Source organism: Gemmobacter lutimaris, assembly GCF_003570715.1.
GTDB lineage: Bacteria > Pseudomonadota > Alphaproteobacteria > Rhodobacterales > Rhodobacteraceae > Gemmobacter > Gemmobacter lutimaris.
In genome coordinates, this window is the sequence record NZ_QXXQ01000076.1 from 1 (window position 1) to 12,024 (window position 12,024).

At 63.0% G+C, this 12,024-nt stretch carries 10 protein-coding genes and 2 pseudogenes; 6 read left to right on the plus strand and 6 right to left on the minus strand.

All coding sequences use genetic code 11. The features are described from left to right. Positions 1 to 204 precede the first annotated feature (204 nt). The 3 genes and pseudogenes from repB to D2N39_RS22515 form a co-directional block, all read right to left on the minus strand. Positions 205 to 1,155 (minus strand): plasmid partitioning protein RepB, encoded by a 951-nt coding sequence (repB, locus tag D2N39_RS22505; protein ID WP_119136926.1) that lies wholly within the window; start codon positions 1,153 to 1,155, stop codon positions 205 to 207. Beyond that, positions 1,155 to 2,351: a plasmid partitioning protein RepA gene (repA, locus tag D2N39_RS22510; protein ID WP_088234143.1), complete on the minus strand. Its 1,197-nt coding sequence runs from the start codon at positions 2,349 to 2,351 to the stop codon at positions 1,155 to 1,157. Before repA ends, repB begins: the two co-directional genes overlap by 1 nt. A 462-nt stretch (positions 2,352 to 2,813) precedes the next feature. Further along, positions 2,814 to 2,975 (minus strand): annotated as a pseudogene (locus D2N39_RS22515) (integrase); the annotation flags it as partial. A 127-nt stretch (positions 2,976 to 3,102) separates the two neighbouring features. On the opposite strand from D2N39_RS22515, the gene D2N39_RS22520 reads away from it, so the two are divergent. Both D2N39_RS22520 and D2N39_RS22525 read left to right on the plus strand, forming a co-directional pair. Further along, a complete protein-coding gene (locus D2N39_RS22520) occupies positions 3,103 to 3,348 on the plus strand; it encodes a type II toxin-antitoxin system ParD family antitoxin (protein WP_119136927.1) in 246 nt (81 codons plus the stop codon). Continuing rightward, the gene (locus D2N39_RS22525; RefSeq protein ID WP_119136928.1) at positions 3,335 to 3,643 is read left to right on the plus strand and encodes a type II toxin-antitoxin system RelE/ParE family toxin; all 309 of its coding nucleotides are present in this window, start codon (positions 3,335 to 3,337) and stop codon (positions 3,641 to 3,643) included. Before D2N39_RS22520 ends, D2N39_RS22525 begins: the two co-directional genes overlap by 14 nt. Positions 3,644 to 3,647: 4 nt before the next feature. On the opposite strand, the gene D2N39_RS22530 is transcribed toward D2N39_RS22525, so the two are convergent. Then, positions 3,648 to 4,745, minus strand: a complete 1,098-nt coding sequence (locus D2N39_RS22530) for a tyrosine-type recombinase/integrase (RefSeq protein ID WP_119136946.1) — start codon at positions 4,743 to 4,745, stop codon at positions 3,648 to 3,650. Between the two features lie 126 nt (positions 4,746 to 4,871). Here D2N39_RS22530 and D2N39_RS22535 point away from each other — a divergent pair, with 126 nt between their 5' ends. Both D2N39_RS22535 and scpB read left to right on the plus strand, forming a co-directional pair. Further along, positions 4,872 to 5,756 (plus strand): DUF1403 family protein, encoded by an 885-nt coding sequence (locus D2N39_RS22535; RefSeq protein ID WP_119136929.1) that lies wholly within the window; start codon positions 4,872 to 4,874, stop codon positions 5,754 to 5,756. A gap of 3 nt (positions 5,757 to 5,759) precedes the next feature. Then, complete coding sequence (gene scpB, locus D2N39_RS22540; protein WP_119136930.1) at positions 5,760 to 6,356, plus strand: SMC-Scp complex subunit ScpB; 597 nt, start codon at positions 5,760 to 5,762, stop codon at positions 6,354 to 6,356. Positions 6,357 to 6,580: 224 nt separating this feature from the next. On the opposite strand, the gene D2N39_RS22545 is transcribed toward scpB, so the two are convergent. After that, positions 6,581 to 8,152 carry a GMC family oxidoreductase gene (locus D2N39_RS22545; protein WP_119136931.1) on the minus strand — a complete coding sequence of 524 codons (1,572 nt, stop codon included), beginning with the start codon at positions 8,150 to 8,152 and terminating at the stop codon, positions 6,581 to 6,583. A gap of 13 nt (positions 8,153 to 8,165) precedes the next feature. After that, on the minus strand, positions 8,166 to 8,690 hold the full coding sequence (locus D2N39_RS22550) for a Twin-arginine translocation pathway signal (protein ID WP_119136932.1): 525 nt from the start codon (positions 8,688 to 8,690) through the stop codon (positions 8,166 to 8,168). A 99-nt stretch (positions 8,691 to 8,789) separates the two neighbouring features. Here D2N39_RS22550 and groEL point away from each other — a divergent pair, with 99 nt between their 5' ends. Then, a complete protein-coding gene (groEL, locus tag D2N39_RS22555) occupies positions 8,790 to 10,424 on the plus strand; it encodes a molecular chaperone GroEL (protein WP_119136933.1) in 1,635 nt (544 codons plus the stop codon). A gap of 112 nt (positions 10,425 to 10,536) precedes the next feature. Beyond that, positions 10,537 to 11,841 (plus strand): annotated as a pseudogene (locus D2N39_RS22560) (peroxidase family protein); the annotation flags it as partial. Positions 11,842 to 12,024 lie beyond the last annotated feature (183 nt).

The following is a 12,024-nucleotide window of genomic DNA, read 5'->3' on the forward strand; positions in this document are numbered from 1 at the left end:
TCACCAAAATCGGTGTTGCGCTGATTCGTTTTTCGGGCTACGAAATAGGTGTTCAAGCTATCGGAGCCCTCTGGAAGCATCACCGCTTTCGGGGGGTTTCTTTTTGCCTAGAGTCTGCTCCCTTTCCTGCTCGTTTCTAGTTTAGCCTGCCGGCCTCTGGGGACGGATTGTTGACCACTGGTCAATTTATGTATCAATCCGGACCTATTTTGACCAGTGGTCAACACAGCTATGCTTGCGACTTCCAAACTCGGCGAGAAGCTGTTCGAGTCTCTCATCGAGGAAAGCGGCAAAGCCAAGCATCTCTTCGCCCGATGCCTTTACGAGGATCCTGCCGCGCGTTGTCTCCACCTTTATTCTGCCGTCCGCAAGTGTCCGCTTGGCACTGATCTGCCGAGCGGGGGCAGGCTTGTGGGAGAGTGCTCGGATCAGCCCCTGCAGACGTTCATTGCTGTCGGAGGTGTCCGTCGGGATCAAACTTTTGATTGCGTGCTCATCCAAGTCCGAACGCTCTTTCAGAAGTTCTCGCAGCTGTTGCCATGGTCGGCGGCCAGAGTCATGTGCCGGCCCGATCCGCTCGATGATGGAGCGGGGCACATCAGATACCACGCCCAGCATCCTGCTAATCGTGGATTTGTCTACCGCGAGCACCTCCATGATGTCTTCGCGCGAAAACTCGTGGTGCAGCAGCTGCTCTGCGTAGACTGACTGTTCAATGAAGCTGCGCTGGAGGCGCGCCGCGTTCTCGAGCCCTTGGGAGATCAACGCCTCGCGATCGCTGAGCTCTGCAATATGGGCAAGAACCTGAATGCCGAGCTGCCGACATGCCTCGATACGGCGCCGACCGTAAACCACTTCATAGGGCAGGGGGCCCTGAGGTGTGCGTCGGAGCAGGACCGGAAGCTTCTGTCCCGATGCCTTTATCGAGTTTATCAGGTCCTCTAGGCCATCCTGAAGGTCGAAGCGGTCCTTGACGGCGCTTTCTGAAATTTGAGCCGGATCGATCTGACGGGCCGCACCGGCGCTGAGCTGATCCAGGCCGCGCTGAACGTCGAGCACACCCGAGAGTTTCCGTGGCTTCTGTTCGTCTTCGGCAGCTGCGGCCTTGCCGTCGCGGACTGCCTTTAGGCTGTTGGCAAGTAGGTTCTTTCGCATCACGCCCTCCCCCAACTTTGCTGAAGCATTGCATGCAGTTCTTCGGTCACTTCATGCACCGATTGGATCGCCCGCTCGTAGGTCTTCCGGTTGCGCATCTCGCCGAGCTCGACCTCAAGCACGGTCTGCTGTGAGACCCCGGCCTCGCTGATTGCAGCGGACTTCAGGAAGGATGATTTCATGACGGCATCGCCGAATAGGTCGCGAATGAACGACGCGAAATCGACCTGGGTCGACACATTCGTGTCGAAGCGGCTTAGCAAGAAGCGGAAGTTGTCGAACAGGCCCACTCCGGCACTTTCGTGCAAGACCTCGGTCAACGACGACGCCATGTTGAGGAACTGAGCCGCGGAGGCGAGGTCGACGCGCTCCGGGATGATCGTCATCACGATGTTTTGCGCGGCGCAGATCGCAGAGAGGGTCACGTAGCCAAGTTGCGGCGGACAGTCGAGGATGACCACATCATAGTCATCCTTCACCACCTGCAAAGCCGAGCGGATCTTGTCGAAGAATACGGGCAGTTCACCCTTGCTCAGTGCCGCAGGCGTTTCATGCTCGAACTCTGCCACCTGTATGCCGCCCGGCACCAGATCAAGATTTGGAAAATAGCTGCGCTTGATCACGTCTGTGATCGGCCTTGGCCCTTCCCCCGTCTCCCGATCACGGTAACGAATGACATCGTAGAGCGATCCGCCGTCGAAAAAATCGAGCTCCGGCTGATAGCCAAAAAAGGTCGTTAGCGAGGCTTGCGGGTCGCAGTCCACAGCGAGCACCCGATAGCCGCGCAACGCGAGGTCCTGGGCCGCGTGAATGGCGGTGGAGGTTTTCCCCGAACCGCCCTTGAAGTTGACGAAGGCAATGACCTGCGTCGGGTCATCAGCACTGCGTCGACCGGGGCGGAACTGGTCGGGGTTCTTTGCTGAGGAAGCTAATACCCGCCGGATCTCATGGATCTGTTCGGCGGTATACTTTCTGCGCCCGCCCGGGCCCATCTCAACTTCAGGGATCCGGCCCTCGTGGTGGGCCTTCCTCAGATAACCGTCCGCGACGGTAAGGTAATAGCTTGCTTCCCCGGCCGAAAAGGTCCGAAGCGTTTTGACTTCGTGGGGCGCAAAGGAACTCTCTGACAGCGCTTTGAGCGCTGTGGTAAGATCCTTTGCGAAGCCCAAAAGGTGCTCGTGTAGCGCCTGTGGCATCTGTCCGCTCTCGCTGTTCGGTGGGGTTAGGAACGGTAACCGCCCGAATTTTTCGATTATTGCGTCCAGTCTATGCTGATAGGGTGGTCGGAGCGCAAGAAAATTTTGCGGCTGTCGGAACGGAAGTTCATAGATATAGTGGGTAGAAACCGTTCCGACAGCTTACAGCTTGTATCAAGCTAGCGCCATAAATAACTGATTTAGAAGACTTAATTTTATCCACAATGTTGCCAACAGGGGCGGGTTTCCAACCATTCTGCCCGAAAGTGTCCCTGTTGACTACATGAGGCACCGGAACGGCATTTTCTCGATAGTGAGTGGGCCGCCGTCCGATGAAGCCGACTCGACGGGTTCCGATTCTCATCTGCACTTCAAGTCTCGCGTTCTCCTGCTCTTGCGAAGGTCTCGTTGCCAAAACAGACCGGGAACCGCCAATCCCGGTGATCGAAGCCTTCGCGGAGGTCACAGGCCCGCCGCCTTGGTGATGTTCACCCTGAACCTGTCCCTGCGGCGCTGATACCTGCGGGTCATTTCGGCGTTGGCATGGCCGAGTTGCTTCTGCACATGCCGCTCCTCGGCCTCAGCCGTGGAGGCGAGGCCGGCGCGCAGGCTGTGGCCGGAGAAGGGGGAAGGGCTGCGCGTTTTCAGTTTCATATATGGTCAATAACGACGGTTTGAGTGGGAAGGGCAGGGGGGGCATCTTGTTAGATGGCAAAGTTTGCCATAATATCTATGCCAAAGGAGGCTCCCCATGGGCACCATGAACATCTCGCTGCCGGATCCGATGAAGAGGTGGGTTGAAGATCAGGCGAAGTCGGGCCGCTATGCCAATTCGAGCGACTATGTCCGCGACCTGATCCGGCGCGACCGTATGCGGCACGAGGCGATAGCTGAGATCCAGGCGGCCGTCGATGTTGGCTTGGCCAGCGGACCGGCAAGTCCGCTTGACCGCGAGGCCTTCAAGGCCCGGATGCGGGCGGGGCATGCAGCAAGGTAGCAATTGGACCATCCGGCCTGCAGCAGAAGCCGATCTTGCTGACATCTGGATTCATGGCGCAGCGAACTGGGGCATAGGCCAAGCCGAGCGCTATGCAGATGGCCTCTTCGCGCTCTTCGACTTGCTTGCCGCCTATCCAGAGATGGCCCGGGAGCGGGAGGAATTTACGCCGCCGGTGCGCATCCATCCCAGCGGATCGCATCTGGTTATCTATCGGCGGGAAGGGCAGGGGGTAGAGATCATTCGAATCCTACATACGCATCAGAATCTGATGGCCTATCTGAACGACGGCTGACCTGTCAGAGTCCGGCGGCCTTGGTCAGGTTCACCCGGAACCTGTCGCGGCGGCGTTGATAGCGCCGGGTCATCTCGGCCGACGCGTGGCCCAACTGCTTCTGGACATAGCGCTCGTCGACCTCGGCGCTGCTGGCGAGGCCCGCACGGAGGGAGTGGCCGGCGAAGAGGGCGATGCGTTCTTTTTCAGGCAGATCGGGGCGCAGCCCTGCCTCTCGGACGCAGGACTTGATCAGCCGGGCGACATGCTTGCCGGAAAGCCGTTCGGACGTGGCGCTGAGCCCGTTACGGGAAACCGCGACGAACAGGGGGCCGAAGTCGATTTTCGCATAGTGCAGCCATTGCGTCAGGGCATGGACCGGGCAGGTCTGGTCGGCCGAGCCGCGTCCGATCTCGACCTCGCGCCAGCCGGTCTTGCCGCGCAGGGTGATCAGCACACCATCCTCCAGCACCCCTGCCCAGCCGCCAGAAGTGGGCTTGTCATCCTTGCCGTGGTCCAGACTGACGATCTCGGACCGGCGCAGACCGCCGGCAAAGCCGATCAGCAGGATGGCGCGATCACGCAGGCCGCGAAGGTCATGGGGCAGGGTGGCCAGCATGTCGCGCAGATCCTCGGGCAGGATCGCTTCCTTCTGGACGGGCGGCCGCCCGTGCTTGCGGCGGATACCGGCCAGAACTGTGGCGATGTGGCGATCCTTGCGGTCCATCTGCATGCCACGCTGCGCGTAGCCCCAGGCAAGCCCTGACAACCTGCGCTCGATGGAAGAGGCCGAAAGGGCAGCGGACTTGCCCTGCGGTGCGGCCAGATCGGCGATGTAGAGGCCGATCAGTTCCGGTGAGAGGGGCGAAGGTTCTGCCCCGCGCATCCGGCACCAGCGCGCGAAGTGGGCCCAGTCCTTGACATAGGCCTTCAGCGTATTTTCCGAAGCGGCGGCGCGGGCATAGTCCCGCGCGGTTTCGACAAGCAGGTCCAGAATGCCAGAGCCGCCAACTTGAGCGGGCAGGGTAAAGGTGCCCTGCTCACGCGAACCACTCTCGTCTCCTTCCTGAAGATCGGAGTGCGCGGGCGGTTCCAAGGCTGATTTCTGGCGCGTTTCGGTCATGCCGGAAAGCATAGTTTCTTTGCGTCCGATAATGCAACCTTATTGGGCATGATGAGAATACGCAAGCGGAGGCGCTTATGCCTGTCTTCTCTGGCAAAAAGCGCCGTTGCAGCTTAGGATCCAGCCATGACATTTGCCCGGCGCGATCCCATCGACGACACAGACATGCTCTCCCGGATGCCCGCCTGGATCGCCTTGCGACAGGCTGAAACCCTTGACGATGTTGCGTTTTTGTCAGGGGCTGCGCTGAACCACCTGCATGTTGCGCTGGGACAGGAGAAGGTGCCGCAAGCCTTGTTGCGGGACCGGCTGGCACTTCGCGCAGCTGAAGCTTGTGCCGCGTTTTCTGGCCGTCCCGAGCGCGCAGCGCAGTTGCGGGATGCGGTGCACCTCCTGCGCCCCGGCGACCTGCCGGGCCCGGCCGGCGAAATCTGTCTGGCCTGGCGGCGTGCCGTGGAGCGGCCGGTTTCGGTCAAGGCGCTGAGTCGGGCCTTGCCAGCCCTCGAACCTCGCCAGATTGCCATATGGCTTGATGTGGCGAGAGGGGCGCCGGTCAGTCGCGTGACAAGGGTGCTGGAGGCGGTGTTGACAGAGGCCCCGCATGCGGAAGTTTCGGCGCTTGTTCTGGCGGATGCCGCGCTGGCTCAGGCGCTTGGCCGGGATTACCTGATGCCGCTGCTGGCCGCGGGCCTGAAACGATCCGACCTGCGCAAGCGTGGAGAGGAATTGTCGCTGGCCTGCCATCGCGCGCTGCTCTCATCGGCGGTCGAGGGCCTGCGCCTTGCCGCAGATCTCGCACGTCGGGCAGCGCATGTGATGGCGGTCGCACCGAAGCTTCGGGCCAAGGGGGCGGATGCCGCCGTTGACATGTTCCTGACGCGCGATGCGGTCGCGCCGTCTGCGCTGCCCTTGCCGGATCGCGCCGCGCGGCGGCTGTGCGACCGGCTGGTCGATCTCGGCGCGGTGCACGAACTGACCGGGCGCGACACATTCCGGCTTTACGGGGTCTGAGCGATGGCGAAGGACAGGCCGGGGCTTGCGCTAGACCGCGCGTTGCGCGACCTGCCGCCGGAGGTGCGGTGGCGGGAATGGATGCGCCGGATCGAGGCGGTGCTGTTTGCCTCTGCCGCGCCGGTGCCGCGCGAGGATCTGGTGCGGGTCGTGGGGCAGGGGGCCTCGGTTGACCTGCTGGTCGCCGATCTCGCCGCCGATCTGGAAGGGCGGGCCTTCGAGATCGCCCAGGTCGCCGGGGGCTGGATGTTCCGGACGCGGGCCGTCTACGCGCCCGCGATCCGCGCCGCGGCGGAGGTGGGCGATCAATGGCTGGACCTGAGCGAATTCGACGTGGCTGTGCTGGCTGCCATTGCCTATCACCAGCCGATCACCCGCGACGGGCTGAAGGACATCTTCGGGCGTGAGATCAGCCGCGACCTGATCGGGCGCTTGCACGCCCGCGATCTGATCGGAACAGGGCCAAGGTCGCCCCGGCGAGGGGCACCCTATACCTTCGTCACCACCGAACAGTTCCTCGTCGCCTTCGGCCTGGAGAGCCTGCGTGACCTTCCAGACCAAGACCTGTTGCGCGATGCAGGCGTCGGCGGTTCTTCGTGAAAGCGATGCTTCGCCGCCGCCCACGCAAGGCCGACCCGGTCGCGGCGATGGATAGCCAGCCGACCACCATCCGCGCGCATGTGCCTTTCTCACTCCACCAGCTGGAGACTGTCTTGTGCGGCCATCGGCGCGTCGGTCGGCCAGAAAAGATCGCTCATGTCACGGCTCCGCTTTCGGAGCCGTTAACACGCAGGGCGACAAGATCAATGCACCCTGATCCACGCTTACAGGTTCTGCCGCGACAGTTCCGCCGAGATGTGGTCTGCCTGCCGGATTGCGAGGGCGACGATGGTCAGCGTCGGATTTTCCGCCGCGCCGGTGGTGAACTGGCTGCCATCCGAGATGAACAGGTTCGGGATGTCATGGGTCTGGCCATGACGGTTCACCACACCGTCGCGCGCATGTTCCGACATCCGGTTGGTGCCGAGGTTATGCGTGGACGGATAGGGCGGCGTCGGGAAGGTGCGGGTGGCGCCGGCGGCACGATAGATCGCCTCGCCCTGCCGGTAGGCATGGCTGCGCATCGCGATGTCGTTCGGGTGGTCATCAAAATGCACATTCGGCGCCGGCAGAACATATTGGTCCTTCACCGTCGAGGACAGGGTGATGCGGTTGGTTTCCTGCGGCATGTCCTCGCCGACAATCCACATCCCCGCCATCCGTTCGTAATCATCCATGGCCGAGGTAAAGCCACGCCCCCAGCCACCCGGATCGAGGAAGGCCGCCATGAAGGGCAGGCCCAGCGACAGGGTTTCCAGTTCATAGCCGCCGACGAAACCGCGCGACGGGTCGAACCGGGCCTCGTCCTGCACGATCCCTGCCATGGTGGTGCCGCGCCACATCCGCACCGGCTTTTCGAACACGCCATACACCGATCCGGTGACATGGCGCATGTAGTTGCGCCCGACCTGACCCGAGGAATTGGCCAGACCATCGGGGAACATCTCGGAGGCGGAGTTCAGCAACAGACGCGGGCTTTCGATGGAATTGCCCGCAACGCAGACCACGCGCGCCTTCTGGAAATGCTGGTTGCCCTCTCTGTCGGCATAAAGCGCGCCGGTGACGCGACCTTTTTCATCATGTTCGATCCGCAGCACCTGCGCATTGGACCGCACTTCAAGGTTGCCGGTGGCCTCGCCCTTCGGGATATCGGTATAGGCGGCCGACCATTTCGCGCCCCATTTGCAGCCCTGGAAACAGAAGCCGGTCTGCTGGCAGGCCGGGCGGTCATCATTCTCGACCGAGTTGATGGCCATACGCCCGGTGGAGACCTCTTTGTAACCCAGGGCGAGCGCGCCCTTTTCCAGCACCTTGTAATTGTTGTTGCCGGGCAGGCCGGGGAAATTGCCGGTGCGGGTCACGCCCAGCTTGGCCTCGGCCTTTTCATACCACGGCGCCATTTCCTCGGCGTCGATTGGCCAGTCCAGCAGATTGGCGCCCGCGACATGGCCATAGGTGGTGCGGGCCTTCCATTCATGCGGACGAAACCGCAGCGAGGCCCCGGCCCAGTGGATCGTGGTGCCGCCGACAGCCTTGACGATCCAGGCGGGCAGGCCCGAGAAATCCTGTGCCACCCGCCAGTCACCCGAAGTGGTCCGCGCATCAAGCCATGACAGCTGGCCGAAGGCATCCCATTCGTCATTGATGTAGTCCTCGGGCAGATAGCGTCCGCCCGCTTTCAGCGCCACCACCTTGACGCCTTTCTGCGCCAGTTCGTTGGCCAGCACCCCGCCGCCCGCGCCGGTGCCGATGATCAGGACGACCGAGTCGTCATTCAGGTCGAATTTCGCAACCATGGTCCTGTTCTCCTTACAGCCAGTCGATGTCGTCGAAGCCACGGTCGATGTAGCCGCCATGGCTGAAGGACTCGCCTTCATAGCCGAACAGCGGCCACAGCTCTTTCTGGTTGTAGAGCCCTGTCACCAGCCCGCCCCGGATCTTCTGGAAGAAGGCCGATTTCTCCATCCCGCGCAGCAGGGCCACACGGTCATCCTCCCATGCGGCATCCAGATAGCTGGCATGGCCCGCGCCCTGTGCCGCGGCATTCAGCGCGGCGATGCCTGCCTCGATTTCGGCCGCAGCTTCGGCGGTGTCATAGCCTTTCACCGCCGTGACATAGAAAGCATCGCCGATATGATCGTGCGGATAGATGTCGCGCGCCATGCGGATCAGCGTGGCAAGCGTTTCAGGCTTCAGCGCCGCCGCCTCATAGGCCCAGGCTGCATTCGGCGCGGCAACGAAGCCTGCGCCGACAATCAGTGTGGTGCCCGCGGCAAAGCTGCGCGCGATCAGCTGGCGGCGGGTCATCCCGCGCCAGTTCGGTTTGGTGGTCATGGTGTCCTCCTTGCTGTTGGCTGAGTGCCCGCCGCTCCTCCCGGCGGGGTCGGGTCAAAGGTAGCGGCCACCCCGTTCCAGCACCTCGATCTGGTATCCATGCCGAACTTTCTGATTCACAATGTCGAGGCCCGCCGCGCACTGGCCCGTGGCGTTGCTCGTCTGGCCGCCGCGGTCGAACCGACGCTGGGGCCGAAAGGGCTCAATGCGATGATCGACCGGCCGGTGGGCACTCCGCTCATCACGCGGGACGGGGTTTCCATCGCGACCGAGATTGAATTGCCCGACAGGTTCGAGAACATGGGCGCACAGGTGGTGCGCGAAGTGTCGATGCAGACCAACGAGGTCGCGGGGGACGGCACCACCACCGCCATCGTGCTGGCCAATGCGATGATCCAGCAAGGTGTGACGCAGGCCGAACGCGGTGCCCGCACCGTCGATCTGTGCCGGGGCATCGAGCTGGCGGTGGGCCGGGTTGTCGAGGCGCTGAAACGTCAGGCGGTTCCGGTCAAGGACAATCCGCGCCTTCTGGGTGCCGTGGCGAATATCGCCGCGACCGATCCCCGTCTGGGGGAAATCGTTGCCGAGGCGCATTCCCGCGTGGGCGAGGATGGCATCATCACTGCCGATTTCTCGGTGACAGTCGAGACGACGCTGGAAGTGACCGAAGGCATGTCCTTCGAGCGGGGCTATATCTCGCATCACATGGTGACCGATCAGGACGAAATAGAAGCGGTGCTGGACAAGCCGCTGATCCTGCTGACTGATCAGAAGATCCTGCATCCTTCTGTGCTGGACAACGCGCGCGGCATCGCCGAGGCGGAAGGCCGGTCGCTGCTGGTCGTGGCCGAAGAAATCGCGCCCGAAGTCGTGGTCACGCTTCTGGAAGCGGCCCGGCCGGGCAAATATCTGATCGTGCATCCGCCGGAATACGGCCACTGGCGCAAGGCGCAGATGGATGATCTGGCCATTCTTACCGGCGGCGAGGTTCTGGCCCGCGATCTGGGCAGGAAGATCGAGAATGTCACCCGCGAACAGCTTGGCGCGGCGCGTCAGGTCCGGGCGTCGGCCAACCAGACCACGGTGATCGGCGGCGCGGGTGAACCTGCGGCCATCGCGGCCCGCCGCCTGCAGGTGCAGCGCCAGTATGACATCGCCCCGCCGAACATCGAGCAAGACAAGCTGCGCGAACGTCTGGCCAAGCTTTCGGGCGGCACGGCGGTGATCCATGCCGGCGGCCTGACCCCGGTGGAACAGAAGCGCAAGATCCAGCTGATCGAGGATTCGCTTTATGCGATCCGGGCCGCGGTGGAAGAGGGCGTGGTGCCGGGTGGCGGCTCTGCCCTTGCCCATGTCGCCCCCGAACTGGATGCGCTGGTGGCCGAAACCTCGGGCGATGTTTCGGTCGGGGTGGAGCTTGTCCGCTCGGTGCTGACCCGCCCGCTGGCCCGCATCGCGATCAACGCAGGCTCTGACCCGAATGCCGTCATCGCCGAGGTGATCCGGTCAGGAAGCGGGCATGGCTTCGATGCCGCACAGGGCCGTTTCCGCGACATGATCGAGGCAGGGATTGTCGATCCTGTGCGGGTCACCTGCTCGGCGCTGGCCAATGCGGCTTCGGTCGCTGCGTTGATCCTGACCACCGAAACCCTGATCGGCCATGTCGAAGATCACGTCGACCCGACGGCCGGTCCGGCACTTGGCGGCGGTGCCGAACGGCTCGGGCGGCAGTGAAATCACAGGAGAGATGACAATGAGCACCCAGAAACTTGCGGGAAAGACGGTAGTCGTCTCGGGCGGATCGCGCGGCATCGGGCGGGGCATCGCCCTCGCCCTTGCGGCAGAGGGCGCGGATATCCACACGACAACTTCGGGCTTTGAAGGGGCGTGGAAACCCAATCCGACCACCTGGGACAACGGCTATTTCGACATGCTGTTCGGCTACGAGTGGGAATAGGTGAAAAGCCCGGCCGGTGCGATCCAGTGGCAAGCCAAGGATGTTCGTCCTGAACACATGATCCCCGATGCGCATGATCCCGCGATCCGGCATGCGCCCTTCATGACCACGGCGGACCTGTCGCTGCGCTTCGATCCCATCTACGAACCTATCGCGCGCCGGTTCCACCAGAACCCCGACCAGTTCGCCGATGCCTTTGCCCGAGCCTGGTTCAAGCTGCTGCATCGTGATCTTGGTCCGAAGGCGCTGTATCTTGGCCCGGAAGCCCCGACCGAGGATCTGATCTGGCAAGACCCGATTCCGGCGCGGGATCACGCGCTGATCGACGCGGCCGACATCGCCGATCTGAAAGCGCGGATTCTGGCGACCGACCTGAGCGTCGCCGAACTGGTGGCAACGGCCTGGGCCTCCGCCTCGACCTTCCGGGGTTCCGACAAGCGCGGCGGCGCCAATGGCGCGCGCATCCGCCTTGCCCCGCAAAAGGACTGGGAGGTCAACCAGCCCGCGCAGCTTGCCCGCGTTCTTGCCGCGCTGGAAGGCGTGCAGACCGCCTTCAATGCCGCGCAGACCGGCGGCAAAAAGGTCTCGCTGGCCGATCTGATCGTGCTGGGCGGATCTGCCGCCGTGGAGGCCGCGGCCCTTGCCGCGGGGCACCCGGTCAGCGTGCCATTCACGCCGGGCCGGATGGATGCCACCGAGGCGCAGACCGATGCCGCCAGCTTCGATCCGCTGGAGCCGCAGGCCGACGGGTTCCGCAACTATTCCAAGGGTAATTTCCGCACCGCGCCCGAGGAAATGCTGGTGGATCGCGCCCAGCTTCTGACGCTCAGCGCGCCGGAAATGACCGTGCTTGTCGGCGGGCTGCGGGTGCTTGGCGCCAATTACAACGGCTCTGCCGACGGGGTGCTGACGGGGCGCAAAGGGCAACTGACGAATGACTTCTTCGTCAACCTGCTCGACATGGCCGTGGAATGGCACAGCGCCAATGCCGATCAGACGCGTTTCGAGGGCCGGGAACGGAAGACCGGCGAACTGCGCTGGACCGGCACACGCGCCGATCTGGTGTTCGGATCGAACTCGCAACTGCGGGCACTGTCCGAAGTCTATGCCCAGTCCGACAATGCCGCGAAATTCGTGGCCGATTTCGTCGCGGCCTGGGCCAAGGTGATGGAACTGGATCTTTTCACGGCCTGATCCACACCATCAACCGAGTCCTCATCGTGTCGCCCTTGGACTACACAAGCGCAAGGCGCATCGGTGAGGACCTTGCCCATGGCGGGCGCAGCCGCAGCTGTGGCCGCCATAGGCGCGTGTGAGGCGCGGGCCCTTGTCAATGGCACACGCTTTAGGCACGCACTTCACCAGATGCTTCAATGC

Excerpts from the sequence above, each read along its gene's own strand:
- repB (WP_119136926.1), bottom strand. The coding sequence starts at position 1,155 with ATGCGAAAGAACCTACTTGCCAACAGCCTAAAGGCAGTCCGCGACGGC.
- repA (WP_088234143.1), bottom strand. The coding sequence starts at position 2,351 with ATGCCACAGGCGCTACACGAGCACCTTTTGGGCTTCGCAAAGGATCTT.
- D2N39_RS22520 (WP_119136927.1), top strand. The coding sequence starts at position 3,103 with ATGGGCACCATGAACATCTCGCTGCCGGATCCGATGAAGAGGTGGGTT.
- D2N39_RS22525 (WP_119136928.1), top strand. The coding sequence starts at position 3,335 with ATGCAGCAAGGTAGCAATTGGACCATCCGGCCTGCAGCAGAAGCCGAT.
- D2N39_RS22530 (WP_119136946.1), bottom strand. The coding sequence starts at position 4,745 with ATGACCGAAACGCGCCAGAAATCAGCCTTGGAACCGCCCGCGCACTCC.
- D2N39_RS22535 (WP_119136929.1), top strand. The coding sequence starts at position 4,872 with ATGACATTTGCCCGGCGCGATCCCATCGACGACACAGACATGCTCTCC.
- scpB (WP_119136930.1), top strand. The coding sequence starts at position 5,760 with ATGGCGAAGGACAGGCCGGGGCTTGCGCTAGACCGCGCGTTGCGCGAC.
- D2N39_RS22545 (WP_119136931.1), bottom strand. The coding sequence starts at position 8,152 with ATGGTTGCGAAATTCGACCTGAATGACGACTCGGTCGTCCTGATCATC.
- D2N39_RS22550 (WP_119136932.1), bottom strand. The coding sequence starts at position 8,690 with ATGACCACCAAACCGAACTGGCGCGGGATGACCCGCCGCCAGCTGATC.
- groEL (WP_119136933.1), top strand. The coding sequence starts at position 8,790 with ATGCCGAACTTTCTGATTCACAATGTCGAGGCCCGCCGCGCACTGGCC.